Origin of the sequence: Achromobacter sp. Root170 (assembly GCF_001428165.1) — a bacterium.
In the GTDB taxonomy this organism is placed as follows: domain Bacteria; phylum Pseudomonadota; class Gammaproteobacteria; order Burkholderiales; family Burkholderiaceae_B; genus Achromobacter; species Achromobacter mucicolens.
Map to the genome: position 1 here is coordinate 109,738 of NZ_LMHN01000020.1, position 19,114 is coordinate 128,851.

18 protein-coding genes are annotated in these 19,114 nt (G+C 64.7%); 8 read left to right on the forward strand and 10 right to left on the reverse strand.

The features are described from left to right. The first annotated feature begins 305 nt into the window (after window positions 1–305). Complete coding sequence (locus ASD87_RS25385) at window positions 306–638, forward strand: hypothetical protein (RefSeq protein ID WP_056327717.1); 333 nt, start codon at window positions 306–308, stop codon at window positions 636–638. A gap of 101 nt (window positions 639–739) precedes the next feature. On the opposite strand, the gene ASD87_RS25390 is transcribed toward ASD87_RS25385, so the two are convergent. Then, the gene (locus ASD87_RS25390; protein ID WP_056327718.1) at window positions 740–1,477 is read right to left on the reverse strand and encodes an anti-sigma factor; all 738 of its coding nucleotides are present in this window, start codon (window positions 1,475–1,477) and stop codon (window positions 740–742) included. Then, window positions 1,474–1,989 (reverse strand): sigma-70 family RNA polymerase sigma factor, encoded by a 516-nt coding sequence (locus tag ASD87_RS25395; protein ID WP_056327785.1) that lies wholly within the window; start codon window positions 1,987–1,989, stop codon window positions 1,474–1,476. Before ASD87_RS25395 ends, ASD87_RS25390 begins: the two co-directional genes overlap by 4 nt. 271 nt (window positions 1,990–2,260) lie before the next feature. Between ASD87_RS25395 and ASD87_RS25400 the strand changes: the two genes are divergently transcribed. Both ASD87_RS25400 and ASD87_RS25405 read left to right on the forward strand, forming a co-directional pair. Beyond that, the gene (locus ASD87_RS25400) at window positions 2,261–3,412 is read left to right on the forward strand and encodes a catalase family peroxidase (RefSeq protein ID WP_369818601.1); all 1,152 of its coding nucleotides are present in this window, start codon (window positions 2,261–2,263) and stop codon (window positions 3,410–3,412) included. 2 nt (window positions 3,413–3,414) lie between these two features. After that, window positions 3,415–3,978: a cytochrome b gene (locus ASD87_RS25405; RefSeq protein WP_142055884.1), complete on the forward strand. Its 564-nt coding sequence runs from the start codon at window positions 3,415–3,417 to the stop codon at window positions 3,976–3,978. Window positions 3,979–4,046: 68 nt separating this feature from the next. Here the strand turns inward: ASD87_RS25405 and ASD87_RS25410 are convergent, their stop codons facing one another. Both ASD87_RS25410 and ASD87_RS25415 read right to left on the reverse strand, forming a co-directional pair. Next, window positions 4,047–4,469, reverse strand: a complete 423-nt coding sequence (locus ASD87_RS25410) for a hypothetical protein (RefSeq protein ID WP_056327787.1) — start codon at window positions 4,467–4,469, stop codon at window positions 4,047–4,049. Between the two features lie 17 nt (window positions 4,470–4,486). Further along, window positions 4,487–4,861, reverse strand: coding sequence for a glutaredoxin (locus ASD87_RS25415; RefSeq protein ID WP_056327720.1), 375 nt, complete (start codon window positions 4,859–4,861; stop codon window positions 4,487–4,489). 276 nt (window positions 4,862–5,137) lie between these two features. On the opposite strand from ASD87_RS25415, the gene ASD87_RS25420 reads away from it, so the two are divergent. From ASD87_RS25420 to ASD87_RS25435, 4 genes are all read left to right on the forward strand, one after another. Continuing rightward, window positions 5,138–6,202 (forward strand): hypothetical protein, encoded by a 1,065-nt coding sequence (locus tag ASD87_RS25420; protein ID WP_056327721.1) that lies wholly within the window; start codon window positions 5,138–5,140, stop codon window positions 6,200–6,202. Between the two features lie 113 nt (window positions 6,203–6,315). Continuing rightward, entirely contained in the window at window positions 6,316–6,780 is a 465-nt protein-coding gene (locus ASD87_RS25425; protein ID WP_056327722.1) for a GNAT family N-acetyltransferase, read from the forward strand. Between the two features lie 101 nt (window positions 6,781–6,881). Next, window positions 6,882–7,310, forward strand: coding sequence for a VOC family protein (locus ASD87_RS25430; protein WP_082586430.1), 429 nt, complete (start codon window positions 6,882–6,884; stop codon window positions 7,308–7,310). Window positions 7,311–7,399: 89 nt separating this feature from the next. Next, entirely contained in the window at window positions 7,400–7,942 is a 543-nt protein-coding gene (locus tag ASD87_RS25435; RefSeq protein ID WP_056327724.1) for a GNAT family N-acetyltransferase, read from the forward strand. A 112-nt stretch (window positions 7,943–8,054) separates the two neighbouring features. On the opposite strand, the gene ASD87_RS25440 is transcribed toward ASD87_RS25435, so the two are convergent. From ASD87_RS25440 to ASD87_RS25465, 6 genes are all read right to left on the reverse strand, one after another. Next, a complete protein-coding gene (locus ASD87_RS25440) occupies window positions 8,055–9,287 on the reverse strand; it encodes an MFS transporter (protein ID WP_056327725.1) in 1,233 nt (410 codons plus the stop codon). 132 nt (window positions 9,288–9,419) lie between these two features. Further along, window positions 9,420–11,444: an acetyl/propionyl/methylcrotonyl-CoA carboxylase subunit alpha gene (locus ASD87_RS25445; protein WP_056327726.1), complete on the reverse strand. Its 2,025-nt coding sequence runs from the start codon at window positions 11,442–11,444 to the stop codon at window positions 9,420–9,422. A gap of 73 nt (window positions 11,445–11,517) precedes the next feature. Continuing rightward, window positions 11,518–13,125 (reverse strand): carboxyl transferase domain-containing protein, encoded by a 1,608-nt coding sequence (locus tag ASD87_RS25450; protein WP_056327727.1) that lies wholly within the window; start codon window positions 13,123–13,125, stop codon window positions 11,518–11,520. A 229-nt stretch (window positions 13,126–13,354) separates the two neighbouring features. Continuing rightward, on the reverse strand, window positions 13,355–14,536 hold the full coding sequence (locus ASD87_RS25455; protein WP_056327728.1) for an acetyl-CoA C-acetyltransferase: 1,182 nt from the start codon (window positions 14,534–14,536) through the stop codon (window positions 13,355–13,357). Window positions 14,537–14,571: 35 nt separating this feature from the next. Next, a complete protein-coding gene (gene aceK, locus ASD87_RS25460; protein WP_056327729.1) occupies window positions 14,572–16,452 on the reverse strand; it encodes a bifunctional isocitrate dehydrogenase kinase/phosphatase in 1,881 nt (626 codons plus the stop codon). 22 nt (window positions 16,453–16,474) lie between these two features. After that, entirely contained in the window at window positions 16,475–17,653 is a 1,179-nt protein-coding gene (locus tag ASD87_RS25465) for an isovaleryl-CoA dehydrogenase (RefSeq protein ID WP_056327730.1), read from the reverse strand. Between the two features lie 247 nt (window positions 17,654–17,900). Between ASD87_RS25465 and ASD87_RS25470 the strand changes: the two genes are divergently transcribed. Beyond that, window positions 17,901–19,076: a M20 aminoacylase family protein gene (locus tag ASD87_RS25470; RefSeq protein WP_056327731.1), complete on the forward strand. Its 1,176-nt coding sequence runs from the start codon at window positions 17,901–17,903 to the stop codon at window positions 19,074–19,076. Window positions 19,077–19,114: the final 38 nt, after the last annotated feature.

The window sequence follows — 19,114 nt, forward strand, 5'->3', positions numbered from 1 at the left end:
GAGTAGTAGGATGCTTACAGGCGTTTCCTGCGTGATCAATTTGGCCCCAGATGACCGATACCGCCGCCGCTAACCGTATACTCCCCCGACTACCGCCACGAACGGTAGCCCGGGTTGGAAGCCGGTAGATTCGTCGGTGTTGACTTCCAAGTCAGCACGCCTTCGCACGCCCAATGGGCGGGCCTTGGCAGGGGTGCGCTAGTCGTACGCCGGTTCCGACGATCCGGTCTTCCAACCTTGTCCTGTGCCCGCCCGCCCCATTTGGAAGTGGAGCAGCGGGATTCCCGCATCGTCGGAGGAAATCCATGCAATCTCATCCCCTCACTGAAAACCCCTGGTCCGTTGACTCTAATCCCGATCTAGGCTCGGTGCGTCTATCCCACGTCTACAACATCGACCGCGCCCGCTGCGCCATCGCGTCAATTGCTCGTCTCGTAGGCAACAGCGCCTCCGAACCAGACGCGACCGGAGCGGAGCCGCTGGATGCGTGGACCGTGACCGCATTGTTGGGCGGCGTGGAAGGCTTGTGTGAGCACATGGGCGTTATGACCGAAGCCATGCTGGAAACTGCACGAGCGTGCGCACAAGACGCCGATTACGCCGACCCCACGCACGACGCGCCGGCGTCAATTCAATAAGCGCGAGAAACGGCTCGGACCTGCCGTGATGTGCGACAGGCCCGAGCCGTTAGATTTCGAGGAAGACGTGCGCGATCTGGCGCGTCAATATCTCCCAGGCGTCACGATTCACCTACTTGCATGTTCTGACCGCGCCCATCCCCCGCCGTCACCAACGCATAGTTGTACCCCTGCCCCGACCAATACCGCGCCAGCAGCTCCCCATCCCTCCGGCTCCCCCGCGCCAGAAACTGTCCCCCCGGCCCAGGCGGCCGGATATAAAACGTAGCGCGCTGCCCCGCGTTCTCATAAATAACAAGCGCCGCCGGCCCCTGATCAGTAGCCAACAAACGCGCAGCAACAGGCCTAAACCCGCTATCGCTCAAATTAGGCAACCGCTCCGCATGAGCAAAATACGCATCCAACCACCCCTGCAAATCACCCGCATCGGCCCGAACATCCGGCTGCGGCGCATCCGCTGACGCGAACAACCGATAAGCCTGCATCGCGTCCTGCATCGGCAACACCCGATTCGCCAAGGCCGTATCCCGAACACTCCATCCCGTAACGCCGCCAATCGCCACCGCCACAACGAGACTAGCCGCCATCACCATCCGCCGCCGCGTGCGAACTCTTAACCCCGCACGCACCGCAGCAGGATCCAACGCAGGATTACCCGGCAAACTGTCCCCGCCAGCCCCTTCCCGCAGCCGCTGCGCATCCCGTCGCCAAGCCTCCAACTCCTGCGCCTCATCAGGATGTGCCCGCAAATACGCCTGCAACTCCTGCAACTGTGACGGATCCAACTGCCCATCCACATACGCATTACGCGTCAGATCATCGATAGAGCGTTCTTTCATTTCAATATCCTCAGACGAGCCTCGCCGGCCTGCCCCTCATGCAATTCGCGCAAGGCACTCCGCGCGCGGGACAGGCGCGACATGACGGTGCCTAGCGGCACGTCTAAAACATCGGCGACGGCCTTGTAGCTCATGCCTTCCACGCTGACGAGCCACAGCAGCGTGCGCTGCGCCTCGGGCAGGCGTTCGAAGACATCCAGGGAAGATCGCGCGATGACCTCGCGTTCGGCCGACGGCGCGGCGGCGTCGGACGCGGCAAACCATGACAGCAGCCGCGCATAGCGGCGCGAGCGGCGTTGGGCGTCCAGGAATTGGCGGTACAGGATGGTGAAGAGCCACGCGCGCACGTCGCCTTGCGGACGGCGGCCGCGCCAGCGGGTGAGCGCTCTTTCCAAGGTGGATTGCACCAGGTCGTCGGCCGCGACCGCATCGCGCGTGAGGCGCAGCGCAAAACGCCGCAGGCGCGGCAGTAGTTGGCGCAGCACGGCGTCGGAGAGTTCTTCCGCTGGCATCTCGTCGTCGGGGGATGCCGGCGCGTCGGGTGGCACGTGGACCGGTTGAATCATGGCGGGTTCCTGGGACAGGCCTGCGCAACCAGCTTACAGGTCAATGCAGTAAGACGCCGCTCCGGCGGGTTTATTCCATCGGGGAATAACTTTTTTTGCGTGGCGTCCTACAGGGGTATTCATCGCCCCATGGGCAAGGAGCCTTATGCAACAAGGATCTGACCGTAACGGCCCGCCGCCGGGTCAAACGCCACCGGGAAGCCAGCCGCCGGGCCGCCTGCCGCCGAATCGTCAACCGTCGGGTGCCCGCCAACAAGGCGGCCAGTCGCCGGAAAAACGGCCCCAGAAGCCCCGGCCGCTCACCACCCCGCAAACCCTTCTTCGCCTCACCGCCATCGGCGCCATCGTGCTCGCCTCCGGCGCCGCGTTCGCCTACGTGGGTGGCTGGCTCGACCCGCACCGGTTGACCCCCGACCGCATCGTGAACGCCCTGGAAGCCAACAGCGGCATCCACGAGGGCTTTCGCCGCAATCACGCCAAAGGCGTCTGTGTGATCGGCCGCTTTGAAAGCAGCGGCGCGGCGCACGATTTATCCACGGCTGCGGTGTTCGCCTCGGGCAGCACGCCGGTAATCGGACGATTGGCGCTGCCCGGCGGTAACCCTTATGCGTCGGACTCAAGCGTCCCGATCCGTAGCTTTGCCTTGATGTTCACGTCCGCCAACGGCGAGCAATGGCGAACCGGCATGAACAGCATGCCGGTGTTTCCGCTGTCGACGCCGCAGGCGTTCTACGATCAGCAGCTGGCCGGTCGGCCCGACCCCAAGACGGGCAAGCCCGATCCGCAGCGCATGCAGGCGTTTTTCGCGGCGCATCCGGAAACGGGCGCATTCCGCGCGTGGGCCAAGACCGCCAATCCGTCGGCCAGCTACGCGACCGAAGACTATTACGGCCTGAATGCGTTCTACCTGGTCGATGGCAACGGAAAGCGGCAGCCGGTGCGCTGGCAGTTGGCGCCGGTGGACGCGGCGGCGGCGCCTGTGGCGCAGCCGGGACACGATGCGGACTACCTGCAAACCGACCTGCAACAGCGCCTGACGCAAGGGCCGTTGCGCTGGCGTCTGCTGCTTACGCTGGGCCAGCCCGGCGATCCCACCAGCGACGCAACCCGCCAGTGGCCGGCGGACCGGCCGACCATTGATGCCGGCACCGTGGTGATCACCAGCAGCGCCCCGCAAAGCGACGGCCCTTGCCGCGACGTGAACTACGACCCGACCGTGTTGCCGCAAGGCATCGCCGTGTCCGACGACCCGCTGCTGGCGGCGCGTTCCGCGGCCTATGCGGCCTCTTATGAACGCCGCACGGGCGAAGGACCGCCTCAGGCCGCCGCTGCGTCATCCCATTCGACCCAACCGGAGCGCGCCCAATGAACATGCAGTCCTATCAAACCCGACGCCTGCCCGCCACGTTCAGCCTATTCGCACGCGCGCTGCATTGGTCGATGGCGGCCGGCATACTCGCGATGCTGTTCATCGGCGTGGGCATGGTGGCGTCGGTGTCCGAGCGGCATCAGTGGCTGGTGCAGATTCATAAGCCGTTGGGCCTGGCGCTGCTGGCGCTGGTGTGCATCCGTCTGGCCAGGCGTGTGTTCAAGGGCGCGCCTGCGTTGCCAGCGGATCTGCCGGCCTGGCAACGTCATGCGGCGCTGGCCTCGCACGTGCTGCTGTACGCGCTGATGTTCGCGATGCCGCTGATTGGCTGGGCGATGCTGTCGGCGGGGGGTTATCCGGTCGTGGCGGCCGGTTGGCAGTTGCCGCCGATTGCGCCTGCGGATGCGGGGTTGTTCAGTTGGCTACGGGGTGCGCATCGCTATCTGGCCTTTCTGCTGTTCGCGACGGTGCTGCTGCATCTGGCCGCAGCGTTGTTTCATGGCTGGGTGCGGCGGGATGGCGTGTTGGAGTCGATGACGCGGGGGCGTTCGGTGTCAGCACGCTGAATCGGGAAAGGGGCCATGCGATGCAATCTTCATGGCCCATGTGACCCAAGCGCCGGGGTGACACGGATTCAATTCGGATTCCACGTCACCCCATCCTTCGTCCGATACTCCGGCGTGCCCGTGCAGCATCCCCCCGCCCCAAGCGCCTGCCGGCCAATGAACGCCGTGACGCCGCCCTTCTCTTCCGTAAGCGACTGACGCAAGCAAGACGTCGGCAACGGATAGAAATCGCCCTCCAGCACCAACGTCCAGCTCACGTTCTCGCCTTCAGCGGGATCGACCCGATACACCTTGCAGTTATGCGCAAGCAGATGAATGGGCTTTCCCGCAAGCACGCCCTTGAACTGATGTTCGGGCGGCGCTTCACGCGTGGCGATGGTTTCGGCAGTGAGTTTGGATCCGGCCGGCGGGGGCGGCAGCGACGGTTCGCATGCGGCGAGCAGGCTGGTGGCGCATAGCGCAATGGTCATCCGAATCACGGCAGGCATCATGATCGTGCGGCTCAATCTCAGGCGACGTTGGCAAACCGCTTTTCCAGGTACGCGATGATGTCGTTGGACTCGTACATCCAGCGCGTGCCCTCGGCGTCTTCGATGCGCAGGCACGGCACCTTCACCTTGCCGCCGCCCGCCTGCAATGCGGCGCGCGCGTCGGGATCATGCTTGGCATCCTTTAGCGCGACCGGCACGTTGAGCCGGTGCATGGCGCGGCGTGTCTTCACGCAGAAGGGGCAGGCCTGGAATTGATACAGCGAGAGCGCGGCCGCGTCCGCGTTGACGGCGGCCTGGCCTTGCGGCGAGCGCTTCTGCGGACGCGGACGGGTCAGTGCGTCGCCCAGGACAATGATTTGACCCAGGCCGACACGCAGGGCTTTGACGAGCATGGATGTGGACTCGGAATGTTGAAGAAGGCTGCCAGTCTACTCTGAGCGGTGCCGCCGAGGCGGGCGGGCCGTCTACGAGGCAGGTACATGGCCCGCCACCGGCGAGTGACGGGGGTATCCCGCGACGTGATCAGGAAGCAGATGCCGCTCGTCCCATCGCGTGAATGTTCGCCGCGATATCATGCCCTGGTGTCTTCGCCCCGGGGCCTTGTTCAGCCGCAGGGGCGGCAGACGCCGATAGGCTCAACAACCAAACTCATAAAGGAACGAAGACCGATGATGCTGTCTCGCCGCGTGCTTGCCCTTGTATGCGTGTCCGCCCTGTCCGCCCCGGTCGCCGCCTGGGCACAGTCGCCAAACGATGAAGCAAACCAAGCCGAGGCGGCAGCCATGTGGAAGCGGCATCTTGAGAACACCGACAAGCTGTTCGACCAAGCCCGCAAGGACATGGCGATCGTGGTGATCCCGACCGTCAATTTCGATGCGGGACCACCGCGCAACTTCGACGATGCGGACACGCGGGATCAATTCACTCGTCAGCGCAGCACGCTCCTGCATTGGCAGCACAAGACCGAGAAGGGCTTCGCGATGACCGTGGGGCAAGGCAAGCACAAGTTTGATTTCTCGGACACGGGCCCGCTGTTCCAGACGACGCGCGGCGCATTGGCGTATCAAGTGATCCCGGTGTGGCCCGGCGAGTACCGGCTCAGTCGCATTACCTACCACCAGCCGCGTACGGCGTTGCCGGACTCGGACGCGCGTGCAAAGTCGATGGACTATCAGAAAGACCTCGGCATGGCGACGCTGACCGAGACGCCGGATATCGACTTCAAGAAGGATGGGCCTTGGACGCCGATCACGCCAAGCGAGGACGGGCTGGGCGCAGGCTGCGAGGTCACGTTGCGCATCGGGGACGGCTGCAATGAGGCGGCGCGGGAGTATCGGTGGGTGGAAGGGGCCAAGCGCGCGTTCCACAACCGCGAGGCAGAGATGTTGCCCGTCGCCGGCGTTGACACGGAACTGCTCTTTACGCCGTTGGCCACGATCACGCTGAAAGCGGGCGATGTGGTGCTGATGGATGGGTACAAGATGCCGGACGATCAGCCGGTCATGGTCAAGGATTCTTGCGGAGTGTTGGCGCGGGAATGGGTGTGTTTGCTGGCGTCGTTGACGCTGGAGCGGCTGCCTGCCAGCATCGAGGATTTTCGGAAGGCGCCTAGTGCTGCCAGTTTCCAGCTGCCGAAGCTGGATGCCGCGTTGAAGGAGCTGGTTTATCGGGAGCCCAAGTATTACTTCGAACCGGCGGCTGGGGCGGCGAATCGGTTTGAGATGAGGAAGTAGGAAGTCGGCGCCGGCATGACGCCCAATGACGAAGGGGGGCGTTACTGAGCGCGGGCCGATTTGCATCGACCTGCGCTATCCTGCGAAACACTGTCGGCAAAAGGATTTCACAGATGATATTGCGGAGATTGGTCGCAATTGACGTGGACGTTATTTTGGCGCTGGAAGCGGACGCCGAAGTGATGCAGCACAGTACGGGCCTGATCCTGCCGACTGCAGAACGACGCGAAGCGTTGCTCGCGTACATTGCGGCAGACCAAGGAGAGCTAGGTCATTGGGCCATCACATGCGCCGGCAGCGCGGCCGGTTGGATCAGCCTCACGCCTCTGGCCGAGACCACGCGCATACAGGTGGCCTACCGATTGGCACGCGCGCACTGGGGTAAGGGGCTAGCGCTGGACGCGCTCCGGGAAGTCTGCCGCTATGCGAAACGCCATCTGCTCCTGGAAGAGTTAGTCGCCGTCGTATGGCCGTCCAACCTCCGGTCGCAGCGACTTCTGGAAAGATCTGGATTTAACTTCGAGTGCGAAGCGCATCACTACGACCGAAATGTGATGCTATACGTTCGTCAGCTTTGAATACTGGTTTGGGACTGCTTCGCGATGATCCGCAATCGCGGACTTCCATGGTCTATCGGAATCAACGGCGATATCACGGCACTAATAAAAAAGGAGAGACGATGGAAGATAAATCGTACCGAGCACGCATGGTCCCTGAGCTGATGGTTAAAGACCTCGCGCGTAGTCGGCAATTCTGGATCGACTTGTGCGGCTTCGAGGTCGTCTATCAGCGCGAAGAAGAGGGGTTTGTTTTCCTTGACCGCGAGGGTGCACAGTTCATGCTCGAAGAGGTCCGCGGCGACGACGGCTGGATCACGGCACCGCTTGAAGCACCGCTGGGTCGTGGTGTGAATTTCGAGATCAAGGTGAAGTCGATCGACGCTCTGAGCAGGACGTTACGGGATGCCGCTTGGCCTTTCTACCGGGAGCCCGAGGAGCGATGGTACAGAAGCGGAGAAGTCGAGATCGGCGTGCAGCAGTTTTTAGTGCAAGACCCTGATGGCTACCTCTTGCGCTTTTCCGCTTGGATTGGAAATCGCCCTTTGTAGGTCGCAAGGCGCTCCATCTAAGGCTCTATCGTTGCATTAAATCTTCTGGTGTTAATTACAGGCGGTAAGACTCAACAAGGGAGCGATTGATGCGAATCACGGAGGCCCCAAACGCTGGCCACCCGGCGGTCGTGCTACGGCAGCTAGATCGATCCGACGCGGACGAGTGGTATTCATATCTTTCCTTGCCGGAGGTGTTCCAGCATACGAGCTGGAATCTGGATTCGGTCAGAGACCTTTCCCGCTTGTTCGACTTGTTCGATTCGACCTCTGCCGATTCGGACCGACGGCTAGCTATCGTCGACAGGCTTGATGATCGGCTAGTCGGGACAATCGGCTTTCACACGATATCAAGCGCCAACAAAACTGCCGAGATCGCTTACGACGTCGCCCCGTCACATTGGGGCTTAGGCGTCGCGAGCGCCGTATGTGACGCGGTTACCCGATGGGCCTTCTCAACATACGGCTTTAACCGTGTACAGGCTACGGTCCTGCACACCAACGCGCGGTCCGAGAGCGTTCTCAAGCGTTGTCACTTTCGCCGCGAGGGACTTCTGCGCTCTTACCGGATGGTTCGAGGAGCGCCAGGTGACTTCGTGCTGTATTCGAAGCTGTCTACTGATGAGATGTGAAAGCTGAACGACCGCTTGGCGTCGGCAGCGACCGTTGCATCTCAGCGGGGAAGTTCTCCGGCCTAAGATTCGCCCAGGGCGGTCGGCTGTATGCACAGCACTGCCGTGAATCTCAGCCCTGCGCCACCTCATTCCCATTCAACGTCCGAAGCCGCCTCAGTTCCGGAAACCACCGCATCCACAGCGCCGCCACGGCAATCGTCCCCACCCCGCCAATCACCACGGCGGGCACCGCACCGAACAATTGCGCGGTGAGCCCGGACTCAAATTCCCCAAGCTGGTTCGACGCACCGACAAACAAGGTGTTCACCGCGCTGACTCGCCCCAGCATGTGATCCGGCGTATTCAACTGCACCAGCGATGACCGCACGACAACGCTGACCGCGTCCGCTGCGCCCAGCACGACCAGCGCGGCGATCGACACAGGAATTGAGGTCGACAGCCCGAACGCCGTGGTCGCCAGGCCGAATACGATGAGCGAGCCGAACAACAGCCGGCCAACGTTCTCACCGAGGCTCAGGCGCGCCAGCGTCAACGACATCAATGCCGCACCGCAAGCCGGCGCAGCGCGCAATGCGCCAAGTGCCCAAGGCCCCGCATTGAGAATGTCCTTCGCAAAGATCGGCAGCAGCGCCGTCGCCCCGCCCAGCAGCACTGCAAACAGATCCAGCGACAGCGTGCCCAGCAGCAACCGGCGCTGGAAGATGAAGGTGATGCCGCCGAACAGCGTGCGCCAGGTGGTCGGTTCCTTGCGCGGCGGCGCGCGTTCGATGACGAGCGTGGCTATGGCGATGAAGGCCGTCAGATACAACGCGGCGGCGACGCAGTAGATCCACCCTGCCCCGAGGCTGTATCCAACGCCGCCGAGCGCGGGGCCGGCTATCTGCGCGATCTGGCCGCCGGATGAGGACAGCGCGGTGGCGCGTGGGAGCCATTCGCGCGGGACGACGGCGGGGATGAGCGTGGAAAGCGTCGGCGCTTCGAAGGCGCGGGCCGAGCTCATGATGATGATGGTGGCGTAGATGAGCGTCTTGCCGCCGACGCCGTGCAGCGCGGCGATGGCGAGGACCAGCGTGGCCAGGGCTTCGAGCGCCATGCAGAGGGCGACGATCTTGCGGCGGTCGTAGCGGTCGGCGACGTGGCCGACGACGAGCGTGAGCGCGGCCATGGGCAGGAATTGGGCAAGGCCGATGAGGCCCAGGTCGAGCGCGCTGCCGGAGAGCGCATAGATCTGCCAGCCCACGGCGACGGAGACGATCTGGAACGCCAGTGACGCGGCGACGCGGCCGCAGAGGAAATGCAGGAACGGCGGACGGGAAAGCGGACTGGGCGTGTCGGCGGACATGGTGGGCGTGGCGCGGGGGAAGAGCCGATTCTAGGCGCGGGGCGCTGACGGATAGCTAAACCGGCGTGCCCCCAAAAACAAAGCGGCTCCGAGCGAAACCGCCGGGAGCCGCCAGCCAAACCCAAACCGCCGTTACTCGATCGACACCAGCTCGGCGCCTTCCGTCACCTGATCCCCCACCCCGTAGAACACTTCGCCCACCGTACCGTCGGCGGTGGCAGAAATGGTGTGCTCCATCTTCATCGCTTCCATCACAAGCAGCGGCTGGCCCTTCTCGACCTTGTCGCCGGCCTTGACCGAGATCGAGATGATCTTGCCCGGCATGGGCGCGGCCAGACCCGCGCCGTGTTCCCCCTGCGTGTCCTGCGAGTGCGTCAGCGCGTCATACAGCTCCAGGACGTGCGAGCCGTCTTCGCGGAAGACGTAGGCGCGGTCGCCGTGCAGGACGACCGTGCCGGCGCTCTCGTGGCCTTGCAGGGTGATGCGCAGGCCGTAGGCCAGGTTGGGATTGGCGCTGGCGTGCGAGCGCCACAGGAAGGGGCGTGCGCCGTCGCCGGTGTCCAGCGTCCAGGCACCGCCTTGACGGGCGACGGTGACGTGACGGGCTTCGCCGTTGTCGGTCCATTGCAGTGGGCGCCGGTATTGACCGCCCAAGCGCCAGCCGTCGCGCGCGTCCCACGGGTCGGCGGGGCCTTTGCCCGCGCCTTGCGCGCCCGGCTGTGCGAGGCCTTGGCGCACCAGCACGGCAGCGGTGGCCAGCGCCAGTGCGTCGGCGTCGGCGGGTTGCGGGTCGGGCAGCAGCGTGGCGCGTTGGCGTTCGATGAGGCCTGTGTCCAGGTCGGCGGCGGCGAACGCGCTGTCCTTCATCAAACGGGACAGGAACGCGACGTTGGTCTGCACGCCCACGGCCTGCGTCTGCGCCAAGGCTTGCAGCATGCGGGCACGGGCCTGGTCGCGGTCGGCGCCGTGCACGATGAGCTTGGCGATCATCGGGTCGTAGAACGGGGTGATGGTGTCGCCCATGCGCACGCCGCCGTCGACGCGGATGTCGCCGTTGGCAAAGGCGGTGTGCGGCGGCAGGCCCAGGTAGGCGAGCGTGCCGATGGACGGCAGAAAGCCCTTCTCGGGGTTCTCGGCGTAGATGCGGGCTTCGATGGCGTGGCCATTGATGCGCAGGTCTTCCTGGCGTGCAGGAAGCGGCTGGCCGGCGGCGACGCGCAGTTGCCATTCGACGAGGTCGTGGCCGGTGATCATTTCGGTGACCGGGTGCTCGACCTGCAGGCGCGTGTTCATTTCCATGAAGTAGAAGCGGCCGTCGGGCTCGGCGATGAATTCCACCGTGCCGGCGCCCACGTAGCCGACGGCGCGCGCGGCGGCGACGGCGGCTTCGCCCATGGCGCGGCGGCGTTCTTCGGTCATGCCGGGGGCGGGCGCTTCTTCGATGACTTTCTGGTGGCGGCGCTGCACGGAGCAGTCGCGCTCGAAGAGGTAGACGCAGTTGCCGTGCGTGTCGGCGAACACCTGGATTTCGATGTGGCGCGGCTTTTGCAGGTAGCGTTCGATCAGTACGCGGTCATCGCCGAAGCTGGAGGCGGCTTCGCGCTGGCACGAGGCCAGTGCATCAAGGAATGCGCCGGACGATTCGACGATGCGCATGCCCTTGCCGCCGCCGCCCGCGCTGGCCTTGATGAGCACGGGATAGCCGATGCCGTCGGCCTGCGATTTGAGGAACTGCGGATCCTGGTTGTCGCCGTGGTAGCCGGGCACGAGCGGCACGCCGGCTTTTTCCATGAGGGTCTTGGCGGCGGACTTGCTGCCCATGGCGGCGATGGCCGATGCCGGCGGGCCGACGAAGGCGATGCCGGCGTCCTGCGCGGCCTGGGCGAAGGCTTCGTTTTCCGACAGGAAGCCGTAGCCGGGGTGGATGGCGCCGGCGCCGGTATCGCGCGCGGCTTGCAGGATGGCGTCGGCGCGCAGGTAGCTGGCGCGCGGCTCGGAGCCGCCGATGTAGACGGCCTGGTCGCACGCGGCGACGTGGCGGGCGTTGGCGTCCGCGTCGGAATAGACGGCGACGGTGCGCAGTCCCATGCGGCGCGCGGTGGCGGCGACGCGGCAGGCGATTTCGCCGCGGTTGGCAATCAGCACAGTATCGAACATTGCGTTATCCAAGCTGAAGTGTTCGGAAAGGGCGCGAAGCGCGTAGAAGTGGGGTTCGGTCTAAGCGTGCGACCTACATTCGGAACACGCCGAACTTGGTGTCTTCAATAGGCGCGTTCAACGCCGCAGACAACGCCAGTCCCAACACGCGGCGCGTGTCGGCCGGGGCGATGATGCCGTCGTCCCACAATCTTGCGGTGGCGTAGTACGGATGGCCTTCACGCTCGTACTGTTCGCGGATCGGGGCCTTGAACGCATTTTCTTCGTCCGCCGACCATTGCCCGCCGCGCGCTTCGATGCCGTCGCGCTTCACAGTCGCCAGCACGCTGGCGGCCTGCTCGCCGCCCATGACCGAGATGCGGGCGTTGGGCCACATGAAGAGCATGCGCGGCGAATAGGCGCGGCCGCACATGCCATAGTTGCCGGCGCCGAACGAACCTCCGATCAGGACGGTGAACTTGGGCACATTGGCGGTGGCCACGGCCGTCACCATCTTGGCGCCGTGGCGCGCGATGCCTTCGTTTTCGTATTTGCGGCCAACCATGAAGCCGGTGATGTTCTGCAGGAACACCAGCGGGATCTTGCGCTGCGCGCACAGTTCGATGAAGTGCGCGCCTTTTTGCGCGGACTCGGAGAACAGGATGCCGTTGTTGGCGACGATGCCGACGGGCATGCCGTGGATGTGCGCAAAGCCGGTGACCAGCGTGGGGCCGAAGCGCGCTTTGAATTCGTCGAACTCGGATCCGTCGACGATGCGCGCGATGACTTCGCGCACGTCGTAGGGCTTGCGGGTGTCGGCGGGAATGATGCCGTTCAGTTCGCTGGGATCGAAGCGCGGCTCGCGCACGGGGATGGTGGCCAGCGGCTGGGGCTTCTTGCGGTTCAGGCGCGCAACCGCATTGCGCGCCAGTTGCAGCGCGTGCATGTCGTTGGCGGCCAGGTGGTCGACCACGCCCGACAGGCGCGTGTGCACGTCGCCGCCGCCCAGGTCTTCGGCGCTGACTTCTTCGCCGGTGGCGGCCTTGACCAGCGGCGGGCCGCCCAGAAAGATGGTGCCCTGGTTGCGCACGATGATGGATTCGTCGCTCATGGCGGGCACGTACGCGCCGCCGGCGGTGCAAGAGCCCATCACCACCGCGATCTGCGCGATGCCCTGCGCCGACATCTGCGCCTGGTTGTAGAAGATGCGGCCGAAGTGTTCGCGGTCGGGAAAGACCTCGTCTTGTTGCGGCAGGTTGGCGCCGCCCGAATCCACCAGATACACGCAGGGCAGATGGTTCTGCGCGGCGATCTCCTGCGCGCGCAGGTGCTTTTTGACGGTCATCGGATAGTAGGTGCCGCCCTTGACCGTGGCGTCGTTGCAGACGATGACGCACTCGGTGCCGGACACGCGGCCGATGCCGGTGATGACGCCCGCGCCGGGCGCGTCGCCGTCGTACATGCCATGCGCCGCCATCGGCGACAGTTCCAGGAACGGGGTGCCCGGATCGATCAGGTTCTCCACGCGGTCACGCGGCAAGAGCTTGCCGCGCGCGGTGTGCTTGGCGCGGGCGGATTCGCTGCCGCCCAAGGCCGTCTGCGCCAGCTGCTGGTTCAGATCGTCCAGTTGCGCCTGCATGGCGCTGGCGTTGTCGATGTAGTCCTGCGACCGCGGATTGATGCGGGATTCGATGATGGGCATGGGGTACCACCCGTCCTGCTTGATTGGAATTTGAAGGCGCTCGAAAAAGAGCGGGTTGTCTCGCTGCCCGGTGGGCCGGGCATTCTTGTCGATTTGGAAAATCAGGATTTCGTTGCGCCTTTCCTGCCTGGCCCGCGACCGACCCGTCGCGGTGATTGCCCTGCCAGAAAGGCGCAGCGGAATCCTGCTTGAGGGACGGACAAAGCCTGCGCCCCAAGCAGGCAGCCGCTTAGACCATTTCGATGGCCATCGCGACGGCTTCGCCGCCGCCGATGCACAGCGTGGCCACGCCGCGCTTGCCGCCGGTCTTGCGCAGTGCGCCGATAAGGGTGGCCATCAGGCGCGCGCCCGAAGCGCCGATCGGGTGGCCCAGCGCGGTGGCGCCGCCGTGGATGTTGACCTTGTCATGCGGGAGCTTGAAGTCGGTCATGGCGGCCATGGTGACCACCGCGAAGGCTTCGTTGATTTCGTACAGGTCCACGTCCTCGGCCGTCCAGCCGGTCTTCTTGAACAGGTTCTTCAGCGCGCCGACGGGGGCGGTGGTGAACCAGTTGGGTTCCTGCGAATGCTGCGAGTGCGCGACGATGCGGGCCAGCGGTTTGACGCCGAGCTTTTCGGCGGTGGACGCGCGCATCAGCACCATGGCGGCGGCGCCGTCGGAGATCGACGACGAGTTCGCGGCGGTGACGGTGCCGTCTTTCTTGAAAGCGGGCTTGAGCGTCGGGATCTTTTCCGGCATGGCCTTGGTGGGCGCTTCGTCGGTATCGATCACGGTGTCGCCCTTGCGGCCGGCGACGGTGACGGGGGCGATTTCCCACTTGAAGCTGCCATCTTCAGAAGCGGCGCGCGCGCGGCGCAGCGATTCCAGCGAGAATTCGTCCTGCTGTTCGCGCGTGAACGAATACTTGGAGGCGCAATCTTCGGCGAAGACGCCCATGGCCTTGCCCTTGTCGTACGCGTCTTCCAGGCCGTCCAGCGCCATGTGGTCGTACACGGTGTTGTGGCCGTAGCGGTAGCCCTGGCGGCCCTTGAGCAGCAGGTAGGGCGCGTTGCTCATGCTTTCCTGGCCGCCGGCCACGACGATCTCGGCGCTGCCCGAAGCCAGCAGGTCATGGCCGAACATCGCGGCCTTCAGGCCGGAGCCGCAAACCTTGTGGATGGTGGTGCACGCGACGCCCAACGGCAGCCCGGCGCCCAGCGCCGCCTGGCGGGCGGGCGCCTGGCCTTGGCCAGCTTGCAGCACGTTGCCCATGATGACTTCGTCGACCTGCTCCGGCTTGATGCCGGCGCGTTCGACCGCGGCCTTGATGGCGACCGAGCCCAGCTCGTGCGCGGCCAGGCCGGACAGGTTGCCCAGCATGCCGCCCATGGGCGTGCGGGCGACGGAAACGATGACGATGGGATCTGACATGACTTGCTCCTGTGAGGGTCGGGACAGCGATTGGGTTACAACACCGCGTTGCCGTTTGACGGGCGGTCTGTGCGCAGGCGTCTGTCCTTATCGTAAGGGAAAAATTCTTCGATCCGGCCTTGCGCTACGTGGGCGCGGCAGGCCTGCCACCAGTCCGGTTCCAGGAGGTCGGCATGGTGACGCATGAAGGCGCCGCGCACCCGCGCATCGCCCAGCAGGAAGCGGCCGAATTCCTCGGGGAAGACGTCGTTCGGACCGATGGCGTACCAGGGTTCGGCGGCCATCTCCGCTTCTTCATTCGGGGCCGGCGGGATGCGCCGGAAGTTCATCTCGGTCATGCGCTGGATTTCGTCGTAGTCATAAAAGACGACCCGGCCCAGGCGCGTGACGCCGAAATTCTTGTAAAGCATGTCGCCGGGGAAGATATTGGCCGCGGCCAGTTGCCGGATGGCGTCCCCGTATTCGCGCACCGCGTGGTCCAGCAACGCGTCCGGCGCCTGCTGCAGATACAGATTCAGCGGCGTCATCCGGCGTTCGATGTAGACGTGGCGGATGACGACGGTGTCGCCGGTTTCCTCGATGAGGCTGGGCACCAGCCGGCGCAGTTCATCGAGCAGCGCGGGCGCAAAGCGGGCGCGCGGCAAGGCGACCTGTGAATATTCCCAGGTGTCGGCCATGCGGCCGACGCGATCGTGCAGTTTGACCATCTGGTACTTGCGCCGCACGGTGGCGTGATCCATGCCGTCCTTGTCGATGCGGTCCTTGATGAGCTTGAACACGTACGGATAGGACGGCAGCGTGAACACGCACATCACCATGCCCTTGATGCCGGGGGCGATGTCGAAGGCGTCGCGCGAATGGGCCAGGTGGTGCAGGAAGTCGCGGTAGAACAGCGTCTTGCCCTGCTTTTGCAGGCCGATCATGGTGTAGAGCTCGGCCTTGGGCTTGCGCGGCAAGAGGCTCGACAGGAAGTTGACCACGGCCGCGGGCGTTTCCATGTCCACCAGAAAATACGCGCGGGTAAAACTGAACAGCGTGCTCAGGTCGTCCGCGCCCAAGAGCAGCGCGTCCAGCGTCACCTGTCCCGCCGGATTGCGCGTCAGTGCGATGGCAAAGGGATAGACGGTGGTCTGGTTGATCAGGCGGCCGACGATGTAGGCGCCCTTGTTGCGAAAGAAAAGCGAGCCCAGCGCGTGGATCTGGCAGTCGGTGGCGATGCGCCGGCCGACGTGGCGTGGCAGCACGGCGCGCAGCTTGGACACGGCGGCACGCGCCAGCAATCGCGTGTCGCGCGGCAGGTCTTCAAAAGGCAGCGCCAGGCCGAAGTCGGCCACCATGCGGATCAGGCTTTTTTCCAGGCCGTCGGTCACCGGGTAGTACACGCGGTAGGACGGGATGCTGCTGTCCAGGTAGTCGGTGGCGACGGCCGGCCGGACGAACAGGAAGTCGTTATGGAAGTAGTCGCGGTGCAGCAGCCGGCACGACACCGAGTTGAAGAAGGTCTCGGCGCACTCGGGCTGGCGGTGTTCGCCCAAGAGGCCGACGAACTCCTGCTTGATGTCTTGCCAGTAGGCGGTCTGCGCGTCGGTCAGGGACGGGGCGTCGGCGCCATTGCCGCCACCGTTGCCCGCGCCGTTTCCACCCACCGCGCCTTCCGGCCGCCCGCGCAGCACGCCTTCCAGTTGCGTGGCGCATTCGCGCACGCGCATGTCGTAGTACTCGATGCGTTCGCGCGACAGGTGCTGGATGCCATGCCAGTCGCCGGATTCGAACAGCGCCTTGGCGCGCTGCGCGCTGTAGCGAAACAGCGCGTAGTGCCGGTCAAAACCCGCCAGGATCAGCCGCGCGACGTCCAGCGGCGAGGGGCCCGGGGCGGGCGCCTGCTCAATGTGCTGGATGTCGGACGTGCGGATCATGGCGCGGGCTGTGGATAAGGCGTCAGGCGGTTTCGTTGAAGAGTTCGCGGCCGATCAGCATGCGGCGGATTTCGCTGGTGCCGGCGCCAATTTCGTACAGCTTGGCATCGCGCCACAGGCGCCCGACCGGGTATTCGTTGATGTAGCCGTTGCCGCCCAGGATCTGCACGCCCTCGCCCGCCATCCAGGTGGCCTTTTCGGCGGTGTACAGGATGAGCGCGGCGCAGTCCTTGCGCACCTGGCGCACGTGGTCAGACCCCAGTTTGTCCAGGTTCTTGCCGACCTGATAGCAGAAGGCACGGCTGGCTTGCAGCGTGGTGTACAGGTCGGCGACCTTGCCCTGGATGAGCTGGAATTCGCCGATGGCCTGACCGAACTGCTTGCGATCGTGAATGTAGGGCACCACCACGTCCATCACGGCCTGCATGATGCCCAGCGGCCCGCCGGACAGCACGGCGCGTTCGTAGTCCAGGCCGCTCATCAGCACCTTCACGCCGCCGTTGACCTGGCCCAGCACGTTTTCTTCGGGGATTTCGCAGTCTTGAAACACCAGCTCGCCGGTGTGGCTGCCGCGCATGCCCAGCTTGTCCAGCTTCTGCGCCACGGAAAAGCCCTTGAAGCCCTTTTCGACCAGGAACGCGGTGATGCCGCGCTGGTGGGCCTCGGGGTCGGTCTTGGCGTAGACGACGAGGGTGTCGGCGTCCGGGCCATTGGTGATCCACATCTTGGTGCCGTTCAGCACGTAGCGGTCGCCCTTCTTGTCGGCGCGCAGCTTCATGCTGACGACGTCGGAGCCGGCGCCCGGTTCGCTCATGGCCAGCGCGCCCACGTGCTCGCCGGAGATGAGCTTGGGCAGGTACTTGGCCTTCTGGGCGGCGGTGCCGTTGCGGTTGATCTGGTTCACGCACAGGTTGGAGTGCGCGCCGTACGACAGGCCGATGGAGGCGCTGGCGCGGGAGATTTCCTCCATGACGACCATGTGGGCCAGGTAACCCATGTTGGCGCCGCCGTATTCCTCGTCGGCGGTCATGCCCAGCACGCCAAGGTCACCGAATTTGCGCCACAGGTCCATGGGGAACTGGTCGCTGCGATCGACTTCCGCGGCGCGCGGCGCGATCTCGGCCTGCGCGAAGTTGCGTACGGCGTCGCGCAGCATGTCCAGGTCTTCGCCCAGGTCGAAGTTCAGGCCGGGAAGATTCATCAATGTCTCCGTGATAGTAGGTGCTTACATTCATGGGCCTGCGCGCGCGTGTCTTGGCCGCCGTCGCGGGAGTGATCCATGATGCGCCGTTCGTCCGGCGCCGCGCAATGATGCAGTGCAAATATTACGTTTACGTAAACGTAAATTGGATGAGGGTTATCCCTAGCGTGTTGTGGACGCGCCGGAAGGGACGATGGGCAATACTTGATGCGACCCTTTAATCCTGAAACATCCGACGGAGTCAGCTGTGCTTGAACTATCCAACCTGGACGACATCGTGGCGCTGCGCCGTGACATCCACATGCACCCGGAGCTTTGCTATGAAGAGCACCGCACGGCCAAGGTGGTGGCCGACACGCTGCAGGGCTGGGGCATCGAAACACACACGGGCATTGCCAAGACGGGCGTGGTGGGTGTGATCAAGCGGGGCACGTCGGACCGGGCGATCATGCTGCGCGCCGACATGGACGCGCTGCCCATGCAGGAAGAGAACCAGTTCGAGCATCGCTCGCGTCACGACGGCAAGATGCACGGCTGCGGCCATGACGGCCATACCGCGATGCTGCTGGCTGCGGCGCAGCATTTGCAGACGGCGGGCGGCTTCGACGGCACCGTGTACCTGTGCTTTCAGCCGGCCGAGGAAGGCGGCGCGGGCGGCCGGGCGATGATCCAGGATGGCCTCTTCACGCGGTTTCCGTGCGAGGCCGTGTTCGGCATGCACAACTGGCCAGGCTTGCCGGCTGGCGCGTTCGGCGTCTGTGCAGGTCCCATGATGGCGGCAGCGAACGGCTTCAAGATCACGGTCAAGGGCAAGGGCGGCCACGCCGCCGCGCCGCAGGACTGCAGTGATCCGGTGCCGGCGCTCTTTGCCATCGGCCAGTCGCTCCAGACGATCCTGACGCGCAGCAAGCGTCCGCTGGATGCCGCGGTGCTGTCGATCACGCAAGTGCAGGCGGGCGGCAGCGTCATCAACGTGATTCCTAATACCGCGTGGCTCGGCGGCTCGGTGCGCGCCTACAGCACCGGCGTGGTCGATTTGATCGAGCGGCGCATGCAGGAGATCGCGCCCAGCATCGCCGCGGCGCATGGCTGCGAGGCCGAGGTGTACTTCGAGCGCCGCTACCCGGCGCTGGTCAACACCGTGGCCGAAACGGAATTCTGCATGGGCGTAATGCGCGAGGTCGTGGGCGAGGACCGCGCGCTGACCATCGAACCGGCCATGGCGTCGGAAGACTTTGCCTTCCTGCTGCAGGAAAAGCCGGGGTGCTACGTGTTCCTGGGCAACGGCGATGGCGAGCACCGCATGGCGGGCCACGGCCTGGGCCCGTGCATGCTGCACAACGCCAGCTATGACTTCAATGATTCCTTGATTCCGGCGGGGGCGTCGTACTGGGTTCGCCTGGCGCAACGCTACCTTGCCTGATGGGCTTTACCGCAATCCGTTTCACCCACGCAGTGCTA